Raw genomic sequence first — 20137 nt, 5'->3', positions numbered from 1 at the left:
TCCGGTCATGCCTATGTAACGCGCTTGAGGAAAGGCCGCAAGGCCGCTTTTCCAGCCGAGGCGGGAAGCCGGGAGTGAGGCTATGGGGACTATGGGGACTATGGAACGCTACTCGAAAGTGGGTATGCAGGAACTCGATCAACGCCTGTCGAAGATCGTCGAGGCCGCGCGTAAAAAACCGGTTTCGGTCTATCGCTACGGCGCGCCATGGGTCTGGATCGTGTCCCAGGATGACTGGCAGGGCGCTTTGAAGGAAGTCTCGAGCTACATCCCTCCGGGTCATTCGCTGGTGCTGCTGCGACCGCAAATCGACGACCTGCTCGACGATCATCACGACGTCCTGCAGGGCCTTAGCGCCGCGCCCGGAATGCTCATCGCCCCACAAACCGTCATGCACATCCTGTTGCTGCAATTGCTCTATTCGGTCCCCAGCGAGCAGCAACTCTACGAACAACTCAACTACAACCTGCTGTTCCGCTGGTTCGTCGGCCTGGACCTGAACCAGAAGGTCTGGAGCTTCAACGTATTGAGCCGCGACATCGCCACGTTGTTGAGCAACCCCCGGGCGGTTCAACTGATCCAGAAAATCATTGGTGAAGTGTTCTGTGGAGCCTTGTTGCAGATGCCCGAGTTCTCGTTGAATTTCGCGCTGCTGCACACTTGGCTGGGCAAACACACCGCGTCATCGACAGCAAGCAATTGAGTGGGCCAAACGCTGGGCAAACAGCGACGGTCATTTCGAGTTCAGGGGGTGGTGTGGAGCATCTTTTCAAGTCACGGTTGGCGCTGTGGAACTGGCTGCTTCTGGTGGCGGCTGGCGCGCAACCGGCATTCGCCGAAGAAGCAGTACCGGCGGCACCGACAAAGTCGGTCGATGTGAACGAGTATTTCGTGCGCGGTAACACCGTACTGGATGCCCGTGCGATCGAAGAAGCGGTGTATCCGTTTCTCGGTCCGCAAAAAAAATTGAGTGATATCGAAGGTGCCCGGGATGCTTTGCAGAAGGTTTATCAGGCCCGCGGTTATCAGTCGGTATTCGTCGAACTGCCGGAGCAGAAAGTCGACGACGGCATCGTCTATCTGCAAGTCAGTGAAACCAAGGTCGGCCGCGTGCGCGTGGTGGGGGCCAAGCATTATTCACCGGTAGAAATCCGTGAGGACGTGCCGGCGTTGAAAGAAGGCGAAGTGCCGGACTTCGCCAAGGTCCAGACCGAGCTGGCGCAACTCAACAAGACCCCGGGCCGCCAGGTCATGCCGCTGGTGCGTGAGGGACAGCGTCCGGGCACGATGGACGTCGATCTGCAGGTCGAAGACCAGAAACCCTGGCAGGCGACGCTGGGCCTGAACAACGATTACAGCGCCGACACCGAGAAGCTGCGCAGCGTTGCCAGCCTCGGCTACAACAACCTTTGGCAGTTGGGGCACAGCGTTTCGCTGACGTTCTTTACCGCGCCCGAGGATACGTCCAACGCCAAAGTCTGGTCGGGTTCCTATACCGCGCCCCTCAGCGAACGCTGGAGTGTGCAGTTCTCCGGTTACCAATCCGACAGCAACGTCGCCACCATCGGCGGCAGCAACGTGCTGGGCAAGGGACACTCGTATGGCGTGTCGGCGATCTACACGTTGCCGTCCAGCGGTAACTGGTCCAACTCGCTGTCGGCCGGCATCGACTTCAAGGATTTCGACGAGCAACTGGAACTGGGTGGCGAGAGCGACAAAGTACCGCTCAAGTACGCGCCATTCACCTTCGCCTACAACGGCTTTCGCTACACCGAAAGCTCCCAGTTGGGTCTCGGTCTGAGCCTGGTGGCGGGGACGCGCAGTTTCCTGGGTTATGGCAGCTCCGACGAAGACTTCGACTACAAGCGCTACCGCGCCAGCCCGAGCTTCGCCGTGCTCAAGGGCGATACCAATTACACCTTCACCTTCGGAAACGACTGGCAGACCGCGACCAAAGCCACGTTCCAGCTGGCGTCCGGGCCGCTGGTTTCCAACGAGCAGTTCTCGGCCGGCGGTGCAACCTCGGTGCGCGGCTACCTGGCCGCCGAGCGTACCGGCGATGACGGCTACCTGCTGAGTCAGGAACTGCGCACGCCATCCCTGACCAAGTACCTGGGCAGTTACGTCCAGGAGTGGCGCTTCTATGCCTTCGCCGAAGGCGCCCAGTTGTACCTGCGTGACGAGCTTCCAGATCAGGACGCGGATTACGCCCTGGCCAGTGTTGGCCTGGGCACCCGCGCGAGCTTGAGCAAATGGCTTTCCGGCAGCCTGGATTGGGGCTACCCGTTGCTCGAAGGGCCGAACACCTCGAAACAGGAATCGCGCCTGCATTTCAACCTGCAAGCGACATTCTGAACCTACGGAGTAATTTTTCATGCAGCGCTTATTCATCGCTTTCCTGATCTGCCTGGGCTTCGTGCTCCCGGCCACCGCCCAGGCCTGGTGGCAGGATGACTGGCATTACCGTAAACAGATTTCGGTCGACACCACGCCCCAGGGCGCGGCGATCAATGATGCGTTGGGCCGCACGGCGTTGCTGGTGCGGCTGCACACCGGCAACTTCACTTTCGACGGCGTCAAGGAAGACGGTTCGGACCTGCGTTTTGTAGCCGCCGATGACAAGACCGTGCTCAATCACCAGATCGAAAGCTTCGACCCGCTTATGGGCATGGCGCTGATCTGGGTCGATGTACCGAAAGTCGAGGGCGGTCAGCGTCAGGACATCTGGATGTATTACGGTAACCAGAAAGGCCCGGCCACCGGTAACGGTCAGTTGACCTTCGACCCGAATTACACCGCGCTTTACCATTTCGACGGTGCTAACGCCACGCCGGCCAAGGACACCACGGCCTACGGCAATACTGCGCAAAACGCTACCGGTGCGAGCATTGATGGCGTGATCGGTCGGGCGCTGCAGTGGAACGGCCAGCCGTTGCTGCTGCCGGCCAGCCCTTCGCTGCAACACAACGCGGGCAGTGCGTTCACCTTCAGTGCCTGGTTGCGTGTAGATCAGGCCAATGGCGAGCAGGTGGTGCTGACGCGTCGCGAAGGTATCAATAACCTGCTGCTGGGCTTGAGCCAAGGCACGCCGTTTGTCGAGATCGATGGTCAGCGCGCGGTGTCGGCGCACCCCTTGAATCCCGGCCAATGGCAACACCTGGCCCTGACCGCGGAAGGCAGCAAAGTGACCCTGTATGTCAGCGGTCGCGAAACGGCGAACCTCGCAGTCGCCATGCCTGCCTTCAACTCGATCATGAGCATCGGTGCCGACCTGCCGAGCGAAACCGCCAGTGCGTATCAGCCTTTCAGCGGCGCCATGGACGAACTGCGCCTGTCGAAAATCGCCCGGCCCGCCGCGCAACTGCTGGCCGACGCAAACTCCCAGGGCGCCGAATCCAGACTGGTGGCCTACGGTGTTGACGAAGAACAGTCGGGTTACGGATTCGGCAGCCTCGGTTTCCTTCTCAATGCCGTGCCGATCGACGCCTGGGTCATCATCGCGGTGCTGGTGCTGATGATGTTCCAGTCGTGGGTCATCATGATTCGCAAGAACCGCATGGTCAGCCTCGTCAGCACCGCCAACGAAGCGTTCCGTGAGCAGTTCGCCAAAGTCGGTACGCGTCTGGAAATGTTTGCCGACGATCAGGAACTCGCCCAGCGTTTGCGGTACTCGTCACTGTGGCGCCTGTATCTGGTGGCGGTGAAGGAAATCCGCACCCGCCGCGAGCAGGGCGCCGACACCTCGTCGGTCTCGGCCGCCACCATCGAAGCCATTCGCTGCTCCATGGACGGCGTACGTACCCGCGAAAATCAGGCGCTCAGCGCAAAACTCTCGACCCTATCCAACGCCATCGCCGGCGGCCCGTACATTGGCCTGCTCGGTACGGTGCTGGGGATCATGGTGGTGTTCCTCGGCACAGCCATGGCCGGTGACGTCAACATCAACGCCATCGCCCCGGGTATGGCCGCCGCCTTGCTGGCCACGGCCATGGGGCTGTTCGTCGCGATCCCGGCGCTGTTTGGCTACAACCGGTTGATCACGCGCAACAAGGAAGTCAGTGCCGACATGCGGGTGTTCGTCGATGAGTTCATCACCCGTCTGGCGGAGATGCACGGCGAAGGCCAGTTCAGTGAAGCGGCCCATCGCCGTGGAAATCACACCCATCCGTCCGTACCGGCCTGAGGAACACCGACATGGCTTCCGTAAATGCCTCCCACGACGATGACGATGATGCCGCGGTGGACAGCATCAACATCACGCCCCTGGTGGACGTGCTAATGGTGGTGCTGGTGATGTTCATCCTCACCGCCACGGCTCAGGTCTCGGGTATCCAGATCAACCTGCCCAAGGCCAGTGCCTCGGTGTCGCTGTCTGAAGCCAAGACCAAGGCCATCTCGATCAACGATGGCGGTCAGGTGTTCCTTGACGCGTACCCGGTGACGCTGGCAGAGCTTGAAGATCGCCTGCGTATCGAAAAGGCCAGCAATCCAGATTTCCCGGTGATCGTGCGCGGCGACGCCACGGTGCAGTACCAGAAAGTCATCGAGGTCTTGGACTTGCTGCGGCGTCTGGAACTGTCTCAGGTCGGTCTCGTGACCGGCAAACCGACTCAGGGCTGATCATGACTGCTCAACTCCCCATCAGCCCGTCGCCCGTCAAACCTTCGTCCCTGCGCTTTGTGAAGTGGGGTGCCGGTTTGCTGATCGTCGGCGTGGCCGCGTGGTTTCTCTGGCAGTGGGCCAACGACATGAGCGGCGTGCGTCGGGAAGCGCCCAAGGTGCCGACGATCATTCCGTTGCCGCCACCACCGCCACCGCCACCGGAAAAACCGCCAGAACCGGAGACCCCGGTGGAAGAAAAAATGGTCGAGCCCGAACCCACGCCGGAGCCGGAAGAGGTCAAGCCCGAGGAAGAAGCGCCGCCGAGCCCGGCCGATGATCTGGCTAACCCGATGCAGATGGACGGTGATACCCAGTCGGGCAATGACGCCTTCAACATCGGCGCAGGCAAGGGCGGCGGCATGGCCGGGGCCGGCGGCGGGCGCGTGGGCAACGGCACGTACAGCCAGTTCCTGGCGTTCACCTTCCAGCGCTTGCTGCGGGAGAACCCGGACTTGCGCAACCTGGCGTTTTCGCTTCAGGCCGATGTCTGGCTGAGCAGTGTGGGCGAGATCACCCGGGTCGAGTTGGTCAAGTCCAGCGGCAACCCTGAAGTCGACACGCAAGTGCTCACCGCGTTGCGCAATGCCCCGCACCTGAGCGAACGGCCACCGGCCTCCCTGACTTTGCCTGTGCGCCTGTCCCTGCAAGGACGGCGTCCGGGTTAACCGAACATTTCAAGTTTTGCCAAAAGGAGTTGTGTGCAGATGATTTCCAACGTGAATCGATTGTCCCTGGCGGTCGGCATGGTCATTGCGACCCTGGTCGGGCACGCAGCGGCAGCCCCTGCGCCCTCGGAAAACGCCACGATCAATCTGATCCGTTTGCTGGTAGATCAAGGCGTATTGAAACAGGACAAGGCCGAAGCGCTTATTGCCCAGGCCCAGAACGAAGCCGTGCAGGCACAGAAGGCGGCCAGCGCCAGTACCGCTGTGGCGACCGGGCCTGCTGCCGGCCCCGGCGATGTGCGGGTGCAATACGTACCGGCGGCGGTACGCGATCAGATCCGCGACCAGGTCAAGGCTGAAGTCATGGCCACCGCCAAGCAGGAAAACTGGGCCCAGCCCAACACGTTCCCGGACTGGATTTCACGCATCAGTTTCGACGGCGACATTCGTTTGCGTGACGAGTCGCGCTACTACTCGGGGACCAACAGTAACGAGATCGTCGACTTCGCCAAGCTCAACAACAACGGCCCGTACGACGTGAACCCCAACAGCAGCACCAACCTGCCACCGTTGCTCAACACCCGTGAAGACCGCGAAAACCTGTTCCGCCTGCGAGCACGTCTGGGCATGAAAGCGGTGATCTCACCCGAATGGACCGCGGGCATCCGCATCGCGACCGGTTCGGACAACAACCCGGTCAGTACCACCCAATCCCTGGGGGGGGGCTTCGGCAAGAAAGACATCTGGCTCGATCAGGGTTACCTGACCTGGAAACCGTCCAGGGAGCTGACGCTTACTGGCGGGCGGATTGCCAACCCGTTCATGTCCACCGACATGCTCTATTCCAACGACCTGAACTTCGACGGCGTGGCGGCGATTTTCGACCGCAAGCTCAGCCGCGACTGGGGCCTGTTCGGTACCGTCGGCGCGTTCCCGGTGGAGTACACCAACGACACCAGTTCCAGCAACGGTTTCGACAAGGAAGAGAGCGACAACAAATGGCTGTACGGCGCGCAGGTTGGAGCCAACTGGGCGATCAACTCCAGCAACCGTCTGAAGGGCGCGTTGGCCTATTACCGTTTCGATGACATCGAAGGTCAGCGCTCCAGTCCTTGCGAGCCGTGGGCCGGCGCGCCGGGCTGCGACACCGATGGCAGTCGTTCGGCATTCATGCAGAAGGGCAACAGTGTGTTCCTGCTACGCGACATCACGCCGAACCCGCTCAACCCGGCCACCACGGCGCAACCGCAATTCGTCGGCCTGGCGTCGGAGTTCAACCTGCTGGACCTGAACGTCGTCTGGGACGCCGACTTGCCAGAGGACTTCAAGCTGCGCAGCCAGGGCAATTACGTCCACAACCTGGGGTACGACGAGGGCGAGATGCGCAAGCGCTCGGCCGGACAGATCGTCAACAACCTCGACAGCAACGGCGATATCGAAAGTGGCGCCAATGCCTGGATGGTTCAGTTCACCCTCGGCAGCGAACTGGAGCTGAAGAAGCAGGGCGACTGGAACATGTTCGCGGGCTACAAATACATCCAGCCGGACGCTTTGCCTGATGGTTTCAATGACTCGTCGTTTCACTTGGGCGGCACCAACGCCAAGGGCTACTTCCTCGGCGGTAATTACGGGCTGGCCAAGAACGTCGTCGCCACCGGCCGCTGGTTGAGTTCCGAAGCGGTGTATGGCGCGCCGTTCGACATCGATGTCTTGCAGCTTGAAATCAACACGCGCTTCTAAGGCGCCGGGAGAGCTTCATGAACAGAAAAATCCTGCTGTTAGCCTTGGGCTTGCTGGTGACACAAGGCGCGACTGCCGAAGGCATGGAGGAACGGCTGCGCACGCAACTGCGCTCCACCACTCAGCAGTTGCAAGCTCTGCAAAGCCAACAGGCGCAGGCCAGCGCGGCGCAGGTAGCGGCAGAAAGTCAGGTCAAGGCGGCTCAGACGCAGATCAAGCAGTTGACCGCCGAATTGGCCAGGACCAAAGGCGTCGCGGAACAGTTGGCCGGTCAGCACGACAGCCTGCAAAGCCAGGCTCAGGCGCAAGCGGCGGCCAGCAGTGAACAGATCGGCAAGTTCAAGAAGGCCTACGAAGAGCTGCTGGTGATGGCGCGCGGCAAAGAAGCCGAACGCACGAAACTGGCAGCGCAGTTAACCGAACGTGACACACAAATGCAGCAATGTTCGGTCAAGAATCAACAGATGTATGGCGTGGCCAAACAGATCCTCACGGCCTACGAAAAAATCGACGTCGCTGAGGTGATGAAGATTCGCCAACCGTTCGCCGGAACTGCCCGGGTCAAGTTCGAGGAACTGGCTCAGGGGTTCGGCGACGAACTCTACAAAACCCAATTTGACGCGCCACAGGCTGCGATCGCTCATTGAACACCAGGGAAGAACTGCGCATGACTCAATTACTTAGCCACGTATCGCCACAATCGCTGACCGACGTGCTGCAAGCCGCCGGCTACCGGGTCAACCAGACGGAACAGAACGGCATCGTGCAGTTGCTCAGCGCCAGCCAGGGTATCGGCTACGCCGTTCGTTTTGGCAACCCGGCCGTTGAGCAGGGCAGCTACGTCGACTTCACCTTCAGTTGCGCGTTACGCGTGCAGGGTGCCTTGCCGGCGGGGCTGGCGGAATTGTGGAACGCCTCGCGACGTTTTGCCCGGTTGTCGGTGCAGGGCGAGTTTCTGGTCATGGAAATGGACGTCGTGGTTGCCGCCGGTGTGAGCGACGATCACCTGCGAGGCAACCTGGAGCTCTGGGATCGCTTGCTTCAGGAATTCATCGTTTATCTGCGCGAATACAGCCAGAACGCCGAGCAATTGCAGGCTCAGGCTGAAACCACCAAAGAAGAGGTTCCAGCTCTGTGAAAAAACGTACGGTAGTGGCCAGCGCGGGTGCGTTGGCTGTGCTGGTGGTTGCCGTGGCGCTGGGAGTGCGCCCGGGTAATGACCCTGTCGCGGCTCAACAGCCGGCGTCATCGACAGCACTGTCGGCGAGTGAACCTGCGGTGGCGCGACTGGGCAATCAGCAGGTCGCACTCGAAGAACTCAAAGCCTTGCTGGCAACGTTACCGCCTGAGTCACGGGAGCAACTACAGGTCAATCGTGGGGCTCTGGAAGGGTGGATTCGCTCACGTCTGGCCGAGAAAGCGGTGCTCGAACAGGCCGATGCCCAAGGTTGGCGCCAGCGGCCGGAGGTCGAGCGACAAACCCGTGCCGCCACCGAGCAAATCATCTTTCGCGACTACCTGCAGTCGGTCAGTCAAGTGCCGGCCGACTACCCCAGTGCGGCCGAACTGCAGCAGGCCTATGAGGCGGGCAAGTCCGGGTGGATGACGCCGCCGATGTACCGGGTCAGCCAGATTTTCCTCGGGGTAGCTGATCCAAAGAATCTTGAAGCCATACGCAAGCAGGCGCTGGAACTGAGCAAGAAAGCGCAGGCGGCGCCAACGGAATTTACCGCGCTGGCGAGTCAGTATTCGCAGGACCGCGCCAGCGCTGAAAAGGGTGGCGACACCGGTATGCAACCCCTTCAGCAATTGTTGCCTGAAGTACGCGGCGCCGTGTCGCGCCTCAAGGTCGGTGGCGTGTCGGACCCGGTGCAGAGCAGCGCTGGTTTTCATGTGATCAAACTCGACGAGCTGCAACCGGCACGGGTCGCGACCCTGGACGAATTGCGCGAGCGCCTGACCCAGACCTTGCGTGCCCAGCGCCAGGAGCAGATCGCCAAGGCCTACTTGGAAGGCATGCTCAACACCGCTACGCTGAGTATCGACGGCGCAGTGTTGAATAAGGCGCTGGAGGATAAGCAATAGGGCTCCTCCGACTCGAAAATCCAGTCCCAATGGGTGCGTTTTCCGCGCAGTTTCTTGGCGAACAACTGTGGCGAGGGAGCAAGTTCCCTCGCCACAGGTTACTCATCGTTCGTTCTATCTATTAACTGACTGCGAATCAGCTTCCAGCGCGTTTATTCAATGCCTCTTCAGCCGCCGCAATTTCAGCTTGGCGCTTGACGATCACGTCGCCAATCGGCGGCCCCTGGAAGCGGCGGGCTTCAAAACCGAACCAGACGATGGCCGTTAGCACCAGGAAGCCGATGGTGATGTACAACGCCCAATCGTTCGGTGGCTGGATGCCGATGACGAAAATGATCACCATCGAGAGGATCGAGAGGAGGGCGAACACCGAGTACCAGAAGCGTCCCATGTTCCACGGCCCCATGGTTGGCCATTTCGAAGTCCCATAGGTAAACAGGCCCAGCACGATGGGGATGACGAAGGAGAAGAACAGGAAGATCACCGTGCAGGACACCACGATGGTATAGACCGGCGTTTCGCCGACCGATATCACCGACGATCCCCAGACGAACAACACCGCGAGCGTGGCACCGGTCCAAATCGCCGCCACCGGGCTGCGACGGGTCGGCGAGACCGAGGCCAGTGCTTTGGAGAAGGGCAGGCCGCCGTCACGGGAGAACGCGAAGATCATGCGTGAGACCGAGGTCACAGTCGCCAACCCGCAGAGAAACTGCGAGATGAAAATCGCCACATACAGCGCCGTTTTTACTGTCGGGTTCACCTGAGTGTCCATCGCCCAGAAAAACACGGTCCAACCATGCTTGGCCGCCTCGTCCATGCTCGGCAGCATCAGTACAAACGAGCTGAGCATGACCCAGCCGAACAGCAACGACCAAACCACCGACATGACCATGCCACGTGGCACTGACATGGCCGCATTGCGGGTCTCTTCCGAGGTGTGCGCGGAGGCGTCATAGCCGGTGATGGTGTAGATCGGCAAGAGCAGGCCGAGCATGAAAATCCAGCCGTTCGAGACCTGTGGCCAGACGCTGCCGCCTGCTTCGCCGGAATAGTTGCTGAAAGTCCATAACCGGGCGAACTCATAACTGGGTGCCGATATCAGGCAAACGATGGTCAGTGCGAGCGCCGTGGCGAAAATCAGATAGCCCGAGAAGTCGGTGAGCTTCGCCGTCAGGCCGATACCCAAGTGGTTACACAAGGCCTGGAGGCCGGTCAGGATCGCCAGAAAAATCACCCTGGTCGTAGTGGTGTCTTCCATCCCCAGGGCCGGTCCGAAGGCACCGAAAAAGAAGTAATAGGTACCGACGTTGATCGCACCGAGCACGGTGACCAGCCCCAGCAGGTTGAACCACGCGGTCAGCCAGCCGGTAAAGCGGTTACCGAGAATCGAGCCCCAGTGATAGAGGCCCCCGGCGGTGGGGTAGGCCGAGGAAATCTGCGCCATGGCCATGGCGAAAACCCCGGAGATCAGGCAACCGATCGGCCAGCCGATGCCGATTGACGCACCGCCCGCACCCGAGGTGCCCTGGGCGAGTGAATTGATACCACCCGAGAGAATGCAGATGATCGAAAAGGAAATGGCAAAGTTGGAGAAAACGCCCATCCGTCGCGACAGCTGCTGGGCATAGCCCATGCTGTGCAGCACCTTGACGTCATCGTCTTGCGGCGCGCTTGTGCCGGGCTGGCTTGCTGGCTTCATGTTGTGTGCCCCTTCGGTTTTGATACGCATCCATCCGGGTTGTACGTGGCCGGATGGGCTGGCTTTCAACCCCTTGTCGTACTGCTCCTTTTTTTACCGATAAACCCCATCCATGCTGCGAGTCCGCACCTTGGCCATGGACAGACAACTGCTCTATAGACGACCGTGGTACGCGGCCGCGAAAATTTCTGCCGCCCCATTTCGGGTCAATGGCAGCGGGTTGCCACCGGCGCAAGGGTCGACAATCGCCATGTCCGCGATCAGGTCGGCCTGCTGGTCATCCACCCCCAGCTCGAACAGCGTGTGCGGCACGCCGATGTCCTTGCGCAACTTGAGGACGAAGGCCAGAAAACTGTCGAAGCCGGGAGAGGGCAGACGTAAATAAGCCGCGAGGCGGGTGATGCGCTCCTCGATGGCCGGGCGATTGAATTTCAGCACATAGGGCATGAACGTGGCATTGGTCATGCCGTGATGGGTGTCGTACAGGGCACCCACCGGATGTGAGAGGGCGTGCATCCCGCCCAGACCTTTTTGAAAGGCGGTAGCGCCCATCGCGGCAGCCGCGAGCATGTGCGCGCGCGCCTCAAGGTCCGAGGGTGTGTGTACGGCTCGCACCAGGGCATTGGCGACCAGGCGCATGCCTTCCACCGCAATGCCTTCGGCCATGGGATGAAAACCCGGGGAACAATACGATTCCAGACAATGCGCGAACGCATCCATGCCGGTGCCCGCGGTGACCTTTGCCGGCATGCCGATGGTGAGGGCCGGGTCGCTGATGACCACGCGCGGCATCATTTTCGGGTGGAAGATGATGCGTTTGGTGTGCGTACGCTCATCGATGATCACCGCCGCACGGCCCACCTCGGAGCCGGTACCCGCCGTGGTCGGCACCGCAATGATTGGAGCGATGCTGCTTTCGTCGGCGCGTGTCCAGTAGTCGCCGATGTCTTCGAAGTCCCAGACCGGGCGGGTCTGGCCGCTCATGAAGGCGATGAGCTTGCCCATGTCCAGGCCGCTGCCACCGCCGAAGGCGACCACGCCATCGTGTTTGCCGGCGCGCCAGGCCTCGAGTCCGCCTGCCAGATTGGCTTCGACGGGGTTGGGTTTAAGATCGCAAAACAGCGCGACGCCAAGGCCGGCGGCGCGCAAGGCGTCCAGCGCTGAGGTGGTGATCGGTGCACGCGCCAGGCCACTGTCGGTGACCAGCAACGGTCGCTGGATCCCTTGGCTGCGGCAGATCTCGGCGAGCTCGGCAATGCGGCCAACACCGAAGCGGATGCTGGTGGGGTAGTTCCAGTTCGCGGTCAGGCTCATGGCTCAGATCTCGTGGCGCAAATGGAAGGATTTCGCTCGGGTCAGGTTGTCATAGCCCAGGCGCGACAGCGTGACGCCGCGCCCGCTGTTCTTCACCCCTGTCCAGGCCAGCGCCGGGTCGAGGTAATCGCAGCGGTTCATGAAAACGGTGCCGGTGTCGATCTCGTTGCCCAGGTGTTCGGCGGCGGCAAGGTCTTGCGTCCAGATGGAAGCGCTGAGCCCGAACTCACTGTCGTTCATCAGGGCGATGGCTTCGTCGTCGCTGGCCACCGACATGATGCCGACCACCGGGCCGAAGCTTTCCTCGCGCATCACCGACATTTGATGGGTGACATCCACTAACACCTGCGGCGCGAGATAGGCGCTGCCCGGCGCATCGGCAGGAAAATCCTTTGGATCGATCAGTGCCCGAGCGCCCTGTGTCAGTGCTTCGGCGATCTGACCACGAACGAAATCAGCGGCGGTCGGTGTGACCAGAGGACCCAGTGTGGTGGCTTCGTCCAGCGGATTACCCAGCACGTATTGGCGAGCCAGCGCGACGAAGCGTTCGACAAAGGCGGGGTAGATTTTTTCATCGACATAAATGCGCTCGACCGCGCAACAACTTTGCCCGGAGTTGAAGAAGCTGCCGTCCACCAGGTTTTCCACCGCGTGTTCGACGTTGGCGTCTGCGCGGACGTAGGCCGGGTCTTTGCCACCGAGCTCCAGGCCCACGCCGAGGAAACCTCCGACAGCAGCGTGTTCCATGGTCTTGCCGGCTTCGACCGAGCCGGTGAAGTTCACCTGCTGCACCCGTCCAGAGGCAATGATCATCGCGGTATGGAGATGACTCAGCAGCAGGTTTTGGAACATTCCTTCGGGCAGATTGGCACGGCGAAACGCCTCGGCGAACCGTTCACCCACCAGCAGGGTTTGCGACGCGTGTTTGAGGATGACGCTGTTGCCGGCCATCAATGCGGGGATGATCGTATTCACTGCCGTCAGGTAGGGGTAGTTCCAAGGCGCGACGACCAACACCGTACCCAGCGGCTCGCGTTTGATACAGCGTCGAAAACCGGCGACGGGCGTGGGTTCAAGCGCAGCCAAGGCGTCAGGTGCAATGGCGATCATATGGCGGGCACGCTCTTCGAACCCGCGCAGTTCGCCAGCGCCAAAGCGCACCGGGCGGCCCATTTGCCACGCCAGTTCCGGCACGATATCGGCCTTCATGGCCAGCATCGCATCCACCGCGGCGCTGCAAAAGGCGGCGCGTTCGCTCAGCGGCCGACGTTTCCATTGCGCCTGGGCAGCTTCGGCAGCCGCCAGCGCCTGGTCAATCTGCGCAGCATCGGCGCAGCGGCGTTCGGCGTAGACCCGGCCATCGACCGGTGAGATGAGTTGAATGGTCGAGGTCATGGTGGTCTCAATAGCGCTCAAAACCGCGCTGCAGTTCCCAGTCGGTGATCCGCCGGTCGTACTCTTTCTGCTCCCATTCGGCGGTGTGCACGTAGTGGTCGACCACTTCATCACCGAACGCCTCGCGCAACATGGTCGAGGCCTGGAGCGAGGCGCTGGCTTCGCGCAGCGTCTTGGAGACTTCAGGCAAATGCTCGTCGACGTAGGCATCGCCCTCGAAGGGCGGCGTGAGGGTGAGCTTCTCATCGATACCGGCCAGTCCCGCAGCGATCAAGGCGGCGAAGGCCAGATAAGGATTGAGGTCGGCGCCGCCGATGCGACATTCAATGCGGATGGCCTTGCTGCCTTCTGCGCACAAACGAAAGCCTGCGGTGCGATTGTCCCGACTCCACACCGCCCGGGTCGGTGCAAAGGTGCCGGCCTGAAAGCGCTTGTACGAATTGATGTAGGGCGCGAGAAAACAGGTGATGTCGTTGGCGTATTTGAGCTGCCCGGCCACCCAGGAGCGCATCAATTTCGACATGCCAAATTCCGCCTTGGGGTCGAAGAACAGCGGCTTTTTGGCGCTCTTGTCCCACAGCGAATTGTGGATGTGACTGCTGGAACCGGCGGCGTCATAGCGCCACTTGGCCATGAACGTTATCGCCTTGCCCTGCAGTTGCGCGATCTCTTTGCAGGCGTGCTTGATGATGACGTGATTGTCGGCCATGGTCAGGGCATCGGCATAACGGATGTTGATTTCTTCCTGGCCCGGGCCCCATTCACCCTTGGAATTTTCCACGGGAATGCCGCAAGCCTGCAGATGCTTGCGAATCGCCCGCAAGACCGGTTCCTCGCGGGTGGTCTGCAGGATGTTGTAATCCTCGATGTAGTGACCGGCCGTTTTCGGATTGTGGTAGTTGCGCTCGTGGATGGCCTCGTAGCTCTCGTCGAACAGGTAGAACTCCAGTTCCGAGGCGAACATGCCGGTGTAACCGCGCTCGCGCAGTCGCTCGATCTGCTTTTTCAGGATTGCCCGCGGGCTGTGTGGCAGGTCGCGCCGATGGTGATGATCGAGCACATCGCAGAGCACCAGCGCCGTGCATTCAAGCCAGGGCACCCGTCGCAACGTGGCCATGTCGGGCTTGAGCACAAAGTCGCCATAGCCTTTGCTCCAACTGGCCGCGGCGTAACCCGGCACTGGTTCCATGTCGATGTCGTCGGCCAGCAGGTAATTGCAGCAGTGAGTTTCTTCGTGGCCGCTGTCGATGAAAAACTCGACCTGGAATCGCTTGCCGACCAGTCGCCCCTGCATATCGACCATGCACACCAGCACGGTATCGATCTCGCCGGAGGCGGCGGCACGTTTGAGTTCGGCTAAGCTGAGGAAGGGCTCGGTCATCACGTCAGTCCTGCGTGAATTGTTTGGGCCTGTCTGAAATAGCTGCTGCAGACGCTCTCCAGAACAAACCAAAACCTGCAGACGCGAGCATCGTGAGCAATAAGCTGATGTAAGCGTAGCCTACTGCCGCAGAGTGCAAGTTTCGGAAATGGAAGGCTGATGATTCTGTTCGCACCTCCCACGCGAGGACACAAAGATGGAAAAGAAGAGAGAGCACAACATCTACCAACGTCTCGAACAGCAGTACCCGGATTACTTGGCTGCGGTGGAGGCGCTGGGTACGGCGGTGCGTCATACCGGGCCACTGGAGGAGATCGTTGTCCAGCTGATCCAGCTCGGTGCCGCGGCGGCCATTCGCTCTGAGGGTGCGGTGCACAGTCATACCCGACGGGCGCTGGAAGCGGGTGCTACGCCAGAGCAGATCCGTCACGCGCTGATCTCACTGACGAGCACAATCGGTTTCTCGACCGTCGTGGCGGCCATCAGTTGGGCGGACGATGTGATTGAGACCTGAACGAGGGCCTATTGAGTCGCGTTTGAGCACCTGGCTTGTCAGCTCTTCGAAGCCCTCCATTCATGCGGAATCTGGCAACAGTGTCAAAGCAGACTTCAACTTCACCATTAAGCCAGATACCGCCGAAACCACCCGAGCGTCCGGTCCCAGGCCAGCCTGGCCGCGGCGTCATCGTATCGAGGCGTGGAGTCGTTATGGAAACCATGGTTGGCGCCGGGGTAGATGTAGGCTTCATACGTCTTATCCGCGGCTTTCAATGCGTTCTCATAGGCGGGCCAGCCTTCGTTGATGCGCGTATCCAGTTCGCCGTAGTGAAGCATCACCGGCGCCTTGATTCTGGCCACATCTTTGGCGTCTGGCTGTCGGCCATAAAAGGACACGCCAGCCCCCAGTTCCGGATAGGCCACGGCTGCGGCATTGACGACGCCACCGCCGTAGCAGAACCCGGTGATGCCGACTTTTCCGCTGGTTGCGTCGTGCTTCATTAACCACTCGATGGCGGCGAAAAAGTCGTTCATGAGCTTTTCAGGGTCGACGGTCGCCTGCAACTCCCGGCCTTTGTCATCGTTGCCAGGATAGCCGCCCAACGACGTCAGGCCATCGGGGGCGAGGGCGATGAATCCTGCCTTGGCCACACGCCGCGCGACATCTTCGATGTAAGGGTTGAGCCCGCGGTTTTCATGCACGACCACCACGGCCGGCACCTTGCCGGTGGCTTTCGCCGGGCGCACCAGATAACCACGAACCTGCCCGTTGCCCTTGGGCGATGGATAGGTGATGTATTCGGCAACAATGTCCGGGTCGGTAAATTCAATCTGCTCGGCGAGAGCATAATTCGGACTCAGGGCGGCGAGGAGCGCGCTAGCCGTCAAACCACCTAAGGTGAACAACGCCGCCCGATCCAGAAACTCTCGCCGGTTGATCTTGCCGTGGGCGTAGTAGTCGTACAGTTCGAGCAGTTCCGGAGCAAAGTCTTTCGCAGTGAGACGGGTCATCTGTGCGCTTCCTCTTGGGCGGGTCGATTGCTCTGTCGGCTGGACAGCGTGGGCGATACCTATCGAGCGTAGTCGTTCACAAAAAGAAACCTCAGAAACTGTGTTTCAAAAAAACGGGATGAACGATTTTTTCGTGAATATTAATTTGTACTAATTCTGTAACTAGGCCTAAGTGTGTGAAAGTATTTCAGGGATACAATATGAAACAAATACTCAATTGAATTGTGATGTAACGAAGTTATAGAAGTGTCCTGCTATCTAGCGAGAAGTTACATGGCCAGTGACTTCTGGCCTGCCGGTCTTTTAATCCGGGAGTTGTCAATTGGTAGCACGTTTTTCATTACTTAGCTGACAAAAATCTTCGCCATGGAAGCGCGCTGGGTTCGTTCCACAGGTGCATTGCGAAATACCCCGTGAATACTTTTAGGGTGATAAGGAGCTTGGCTGATGCCATTAATAAGCGAGGCAGCACAACACCGAACAAAATCAAAACGATGGTCAGCCCTAAGCGTGCTGATGCTGCCAGTTTTACTGGTGACAGTAGACAATACGGTCCTTGGATTCGCGTTACCCAAGATTGCCGAGGCCCTGCGTCCGAGCGCTAGTCAGCAGTTATGGATGATCGATGCCTATTCGCTGGTATTGGCGGGACTGCTGGTGTCGATGGGCAGTTTGGGCGATCGAGTCGGTCATCGTAAGTTGTTACTGGCTGGGTCTTTGGGTTTTGTCATTGTGTCGGTGCTGACCGCCTATTCCGATACGGCTACACAACTGATTGCCGGGCGAGCTTGCATGGGGATTTTCGGTGCGATGTTGATGCCCTCAACGTTGGCATTGATACGTTCGGTATTTGTGGATCGAGAGGAACGGAGAATAGCTGTCGCGATCTGGGCAACAACGCTGACGGTAGGATCGGCACTCGGTCCTTTGGTCGTTGGGGTTTTGCTGGAATTTTTCAGCTGGGAGGCGATTTTCCTGTTGGCGATACCCGTATTGGTGCCGTTATTGGTATTGGGACCGGTGTTGTTGCCCGAGTCCGAGCAAGACTGTTCAGGACCATTGGATCCGCTCAGTATCCTGCAATCGATGGTTGCCCTCAGTGCTATCGTTTACGGCATTAAACACAGCGCTAGTAATGGTGTTGACGGGTTGGCACTGACAGCATTTGTAATCGGCGTGGTTGCTGGGTGGATGTTTGTGCGTCGGCAGTTACGTCTACCTGTGCCGCTGATGGATCTGAGTCTGTTCCGAAGTGGCACCTTCAGCGGCTCAGTGCTGATCAATCTGATGAGCCTCGCGTTCCTCGTCGGCTTTGTATTCTTCACCACTCAGTTCTTACAGATCGTCCTTCAGATGTCACCCTTGAGGGCTAGCTTGGCGTTAGTACCTGGTCAGATCATGGCAATCGTAGTGGGAATGGCAGTCGTGCCTGTTGCGCGTCGAGTACAGGTGCATGTGCTTGTCCCGATTCTGATGGCGTTTGTTGGGGCGGCGTTTTTGTTGGTCGCCAGCATGGGCAGCAGCCTGATCGTTCTGGTGGTGGCTTTTACCTTGCTGAACATTGGCGTGGGCGCGATCGCGACGGTATCCAACGACGTGATTTTATCCGCCGCGCCGCCGGAAAAGGCGGGTGCGGCGTCGGCCATTAGTGAAACAGCCTATGAGGTGGGTGTGGTTTTGGGGACGACAGTGCTCGGTGGTCTCGTCACTGCCTACTATCGCGGTGCATTGCAGCTTCCGGGTTTTTTGAGCGAGGTGCAGACGATGCTGGCGAGTGAGACGCTATCGGGTGCTAATCATGTAGCGGTGCAGTTGTCGGGAGATCAAGCACGTGCGCTGATGACGCAGGCGGGAAGTGCATTCGAGGGTGGAATTAATTTGGTTTCGTGGGTGACGTTCGGCTTGGCACTCATGGCGATTTTAATTGCCTGGCGCGCTCTGCGGACACCGAAGACGGAACTTGCTGAAGGGCAGTGATCGAGAACGAACGTCGGGCCGATTATCACACGGCCCGACTATTTCAGCGCTCAGCTCAGCTCGGATCAGTTCAGGCATTGCGCGCCGGCTCTGGCAACTTGTGCGTCCTGCTCGGCTTTTACACCGGATACCCCGACCGCGCCGACTACCTGGCCATCGACGATGATCGGCACGCCACCTTCAAGCGAGGTCAGCAATGGCGCCGACAAAAAGGCGTGGCGGCCGCCATTGACCATCTCTTCATAGCCTTTGGATTCGCGCCGACCGAGGGCGGAGGTGCGGGCCTTTTCGGTGGCGATGTAGGCGCCAATCGGAGCGCAACCGTCGAGGCGTTCGAGGGCCAGGGGGTGGCCGCCGTCATCGACAATCACGATGGTTACCGCCCATTGATTGTTCTGCGCTTCGGTGCGTGCAGCCGCGAGGATTTGGCTGACTTCGGTCTGGCTCAGTACGGCTTTGCTTTTCATGGCAATTCTCCAGTGCTCGGTTATGGCAAGGCGGCTTCGACCAGTTCGATCCAGTGCCTGACAGGGGTTCGGCCCGCACCGTCGAGGTGGGACTGACAGCCAATATTGGCCGTGACAATGACTTCGGGATGTCCGCTTTCCAGCGCATTGAGCTTGTTGTCGCGCAGTTGCCGGGACAGTTCGGGTTGGGTCAGCGAATAGGTGCCCGCCGAGCCGCAGCACAGGTGATCGTCGGGGACCGACGTGAGGTTGAAGCCCAGACTCGTCAGAATCGCTTCAACCGCGCCCCCCAGTTTCTGCGCGTGCTGCAATGTGCAGGGGCAATGAAACGCCAGGCGTCGGTCGCCATGGATGCCGAGCTGTTCCAGCGGTTCGTCGCGCAGCACTTCAATCAGATCCTTGGCCAGTGCACTGACCGTTCTAGCCTTTTCTGCATAGGCCGGATCGGTGCTGAGCAGGTGACCATAATCTTTGATGAAGGCACCGCAACCGCTGGCGGTTTGCACGATGGCCTCGGCTCCTTTTTCAATGCTCGGCCACCACGCATCGATATTGCGGCGGGCGCGATCCAGGCCGGCCGCCTGAGCGTCGAGGTGATAATCCACGGCACCACAGCATCCGGCTTCATGGGTCGCGGTGACGCTGATCCCCAGTCGATCCAGGACTCGGGCGGCGGCCGCATTGGTATTGGGCGACAGGCTCGGTTGCACACAGCCTTCGAGCATCAGCACCTGCCGGGCGTGGCGAGTGGCCGGGCGCGGCTTGGCCGGATAGACGCGGCGGGGTAACTTTATTTTCAAGGTGTTGGGCAACAACGCCCGGAACACCTGGCCGCTGCTGACCAGCCCTTTGAACAGCGCAGGATTGGGGACGACGCTGCGCAATCCCTCGCGCAACAACCGCTGGCCGAGTGGGCGCGGCACCGCCGCATCGACCACGGCCCGGCCGATGTCCAGCAAGTTGTGATAGTCGACCCCGGAAGGGCAGGTGGTTTCGCAATTGCGGCAAGACAGGCAGCGATCCAGATGCTGTTGGGTCTTCTGCGTGACTTCGTTGCCCTCCAGGACCTGCTTGATCAGGTAAATGCGGCCCCGCGGTCCATCCAGCTCATCGCCCAGCAATTGATAGGTCGGGCAGGTGGCATTGCAGAAACCGCAGTGCACGCACGTGCGCAGGATGCTTTCGGCTTCTTCGGCGCGGGGCAGTTGGCGTGCGTGTTCGCTCAAAGTGGTCTGCATGG

At 60.0% G+C, this 20137-nt stretch carries 18 protein-coding genes; 11 read left to right on the top strand and 7 right to left on the bottom strand.

Translation table 11 applies throughout. From position 1 onward, the window contains the following. The first annotated feature begins 100 nt into the window (after positions 1 to 100). From ACYZTU_RS17180 to ACYZTU_RS17140, 9 genes are read left to right on the top strand one after another with little or no spacing between them, the layout of a single operon-like run. The gene (locus ACYZTU_RS17180) at positions 101 to 703 is read left to right on the top strand and encodes a transposase (protein ID WP_461964409.1); all 603 of its coding nucleotides are present in this window, start codon (positions 101 to 103) and stop codon (positions 701 to 703) included. A gap of 53 nt (positions 704 to 756) precedes the next feature. Continuing rightward, positions 757 to 2355 carry a ShlB/FhaC/HecB family hemolysin secretion/activation protein gene (locus ACYZTU_RS17175; protein ID WP_461964407.1) on the top strand — a complete coding sequence of 533 codons (1599 nt, stop codon included), beginning with the start codon at positions 757 to 759 and terminating at the stop codon, positions 2353 to 2355. Positions 2356 to 2374: 19 nt separating this feature from the next. Then, entirely contained in the window at positions 2375 to 4183 is a 1809-nt protein-coding gene (locus ACYZTU_RS17170; protein WP_461964405.1) for a DUF2341 domain-containing protein, read from the top strand. 11 nt (positions 4184 to 4194) lie between these two features. Further along, a complete protein-coding gene (locus ACYZTU_RS17165) occupies positions 4195 to 4620 on the top strand; it encodes an ExbD/TolR family protein (protein WP_461964403.1) in 426 nt (141 codons plus the stop codon). Positions 4621 to 4622: 2 nt separating this feature from the next. Further along, positions 4623 to 5327 carry an energy transducer TonB family protein gene (locus ACYZTU_RS17160; RefSeq protein ID WP_461964401.1) on the top strand — a complete coding sequence of 235 codons (705 nt, stop codon included), beginning with the start codon at positions 4623 to 4625 and terminating at the stop codon, positions 5325 to 5327. Between the two features lie 39 nt (positions 5328 to 5366). Then, the gene (locus ACYZTU_RS17155; protein WP_461964400.1) at positions 5367 to 7067 is read left to right on the top strand and encodes a putative porin; all 1701 of its coding nucleotides are present in this window, start codon (positions 5367 to 5369) and stop codon (positions 7065 to 7067) included. 17 nt (positions 7068 to 7084) lie between these two features. Continuing rightward, a complete protein-coding gene (locus ACYZTU_RS17150) occupies positions 7085 to 7714 on the top strand; it encodes a DNA repair protein (protein ID WP_461964398.1) in 630 nt (209 codons plus the stop codon). Positions 7715 to 7734: 20 nt separating this feature from the next. Continuing rightward, a complete protein-coding gene (locus ACYZTU_RS17145; protein WP_461964397.1) occupies positions 7735 to 8205 on the top strand; it encodes a YbjN domain-containing protein in 471 nt (156 codons plus the stop codon). Further along, positions 8202 to 9152, top strand: a complete 951-nt coding sequence (locus ACYZTU_RS17140) for a peptidylprolyl isomerase (RefSeq protein WP_461964396.1) — start codon at positions 8202 to 8204, stop codon at positions 9150 to 9152. Before ACYZTU_RS17145 ends, ACYZTU_RS17140 begins: the two co-directional genes overlap by 4 nt. 136 nt (positions 9153 to 9288) lie before the next feature. Here the strand turns inward: ACYZTU_RS17140 and ACYZTU_RS17135 are convergent, their stop codons facing one another. From ACYZTU_RS17135 to ACYZTU_RS17120, 4 genes are all read right to left on the bottom strand, one after another. Next, positions 9289 to 10854 carry an amino acid permease gene (locus tag ACYZTU_RS17135; protein ID WP_461964395.1) on the bottom strand — a complete coding sequence of 522 codons (1566 nt, stop codon included), beginning with the start codon at positions 10852 to 10854 and terminating at the stop codon, positions 9289 to 9291. A 153-nt stretch (positions 10855 to 11007) separates the two neighbouring features. Further along, positions 11008 to 12168, bottom strand: a complete 1161-nt coding sequence (locus tag ACYZTU_RS17130) for an iron-containing alcohol dehydrogenase (RefSeq protein WP_461964394.1) — start codon at positions 12166 to 12168, stop codon at positions 11008 to 11010. A 3-nt stretch (positions 12169 to 12171) separates the two neighbouring features. After that, complete coding sequence (locus tag ACYZTU_RS17125; protein WP_461964393.1) at positions 12172 to 13563, bottom strand: aldehyde dehydrogenase family protein; 1392 nt, start codon at positions 13561 to 13563, stop codon at positions 12172 to 12174. A gap of 7 nt (positions 13564 to 13570) precedes the next feature. Beyond that, positions 13571 to 14944: a glutamine synthetase family protein gene (locus ACYZTU_RS17120; RefSeq protein ID WP_461964392.1), complete on the bottom strand. Its 1374-nt coding sequence runs from the start codon at positions 14942 to 14944 to the stop codon at positions 13571 to 13573. 196 nt (positions 14945 to 15140) lie between these two features. On the opposite strand from ACYZTU_RS17120, the gene ACYZTU_RS17115 reads away from it, so the two are divergent. Continuing rightward, a complete protein-coding gene (locus ACYZTU_RS17115; protein WP_461964390.1) occupies positions 15141 to 15458 on the top strand; it encodes a carboxymuconolactone decarboxylase family protein in 318 nt (105 codons plus the stop codon). Between the two features lie 107 nt (positions 15459 to 15565). Here the strand turns inward: ACYZTU_RS17115 and yghX are convergent, their stop codons facing one another. Beyond that, positions 15566 to 16453, bottom strand: a complete 888-nt coding sequence (yghX, locus tag ACYZTU_RS17110) for a YghX family hydrolase (protein WP_461964388.1) — start codon at positions 16451 to 16453, stop codon at positions 15566 to 15568. A 447-nt stretch (positions 16454 to 16900) separates the two neighbouring features. Between yghX and ACYZTU_RS17105 the strand changes: the two genes are divergently transcribed. After that, complete coding sequence (locus ACYZTU_RS17105; RefSeq protein WP_461964386.1) at positions 16901 to 18430, top strand: MFS transporter; 1530 nt, start codon at positions 16901 to 16903, stop codon at positions 18428 to 18430. Between the two features lie 65 nt (positions 18431 to 18495). On the opposite strand, the gene ACYZTU_RS17100 is transcribed toward ACYZTU_RS17105, so the two are convergent. After that, on the bottom strand, positions 18496 to 18897 hold the full coding sequence (locus tag ACYZTU_RS17100; RefSeq protein WP_461964385.1) for a heme-binding protein: 402 nt from the start codon (positions 18895 to 18897) through the stop codon (positions 18496 to 18498). A 20-nt stretch (positions 18898 to 18917) separates the two neighbouring features. Beyond that, entirely contained in the window at positions 18918 to 20135 is a 1218-nt protein-coding gene (gene glcF, locus ACYZTU_RS17095; RefSeq protein ID WP_461964384.1) for a glycolate oxidase subunit GlcF, read from the bottom strand. Positions 20136 to 20137: the final 2 nt, after the last annotated feature.

The sequence above is a fragment of the Pseudomonas sp. HLT2-19-2 genome, assembly GCF_054898005.1.
The sequence above is the reverse complement of the archived record's forward strand: the minus strand, read 5'-3'. Positions and strand labels throughout refer to the sequence as shown.

Coding starts and splice junctions, on each gene's coding strand:
- ACYZTU_RS17145 (WP_461964397.1), top strand. CDS start 7,735: ATGACTCAATTACTTAGCCACGTATCGCCACAATCGCTGACCGACGTG.
- ACYZTU_RS17120 (WP_461964392.1), bottom strand. CDS start 14,944: ATGACCGAGCCCTTCCTCAGCTTAGCCGAACTCAAACGTGCCGCCGCC.
- ACYZTU_RS17100 (WP_461964385.1), bottom strand. CDS start 18,897: ATGAAAAGCAAAGCCGTACTGAGCCAGACCGAAGTCAGCCAAATCCTC.
- ACYZTU_RS17165 (WP_461964403.1), top strand. CDS start 4,195: ATGGCTTCCGTAAATGCCTCCCACGACGATGACGATGATGCCGCGGTG.
- ACYZTU_RS17130 (WP_461964394.1), bottom strand. CDS start 12,168: ATGAGCCTGACCGCGAACTGGAACTACCCCACCAGCATCCGCTTCGGT.
- ACYZTU_RS17115 (WP_461964390.1), top strand. CDS start 15,141: ATGGAAAAGAAGAGAGAGCACAACATCTACCAACGTCTCGAACAGCAG.
- yghX (WP_461964388.1), bottom strand. CDS start 16,453: ATGACCCGTCTCACTGCGAAAGACTTTGCTCCGGAACTGCTCGAACTG.
- ACYZTU_RS17180 (WP_461964409.1), top strand. CDS start 101: ATGGAACGCTACTCGAAAGTGGGTATGCAGGAACTCGATCAACGCCTG.
- ACYZTU_RS17160 (WP_461964401.1), top strand. CDS start 4,623: ATGACTGCTCAACTCCCCATCAGCCCGTCGCCCGTCAAACCTTCGTCC.
- ACYZTU_RS17105 (WP_461964386.1), top strand. CDS start 16,901: ATGCCATTAATAAGCGAGGCAGCACAACACCGAACAAAATCAAAACGA.
- ACYZTU_RS17125 (WP_461964393.1), bottom strand. CDS start 13,563: ATGACCTCGACCATTCAACTCATCTCACCGGTCGATGGCCGGGTCTAC.
- ACYZTU_RS17150 (WP_461964398.1), top strand. CDS start 7,085: ATGAACAGAAAAATCCTGCTGTTAGCCTTGGGCTTGCTGGTGACACAA.
- ACYZTU_RS17135 (WP_461964395.1), bottom strand. CDS start 10,854: ATGAAGCCAGCAAGCCAGCCCGGCACAAGCGCGCCGCAAGACGATGAC.
- ACYZTU_RS17155 (WP_461964400.1), top strand. CDS start 5,367: ATGATTTCCAACGTGAATCGATTGTCCCTGGCGGTCGGCATGGTCATT.
- glcF (WP_461964384.1), bottom strand. CDS start 20,135: ATGCAGACCACTTTGAGCGAACACGCACGCCAACTGCCCCGCGCCGAA.
- ACYZTU_RS17170 (WP_461964405.1), top strand. CDS start 2,375: ATGCAGCGCTTATTCATCGCTTTCCTGATCTGCCTGGGCTTCGTGCTC.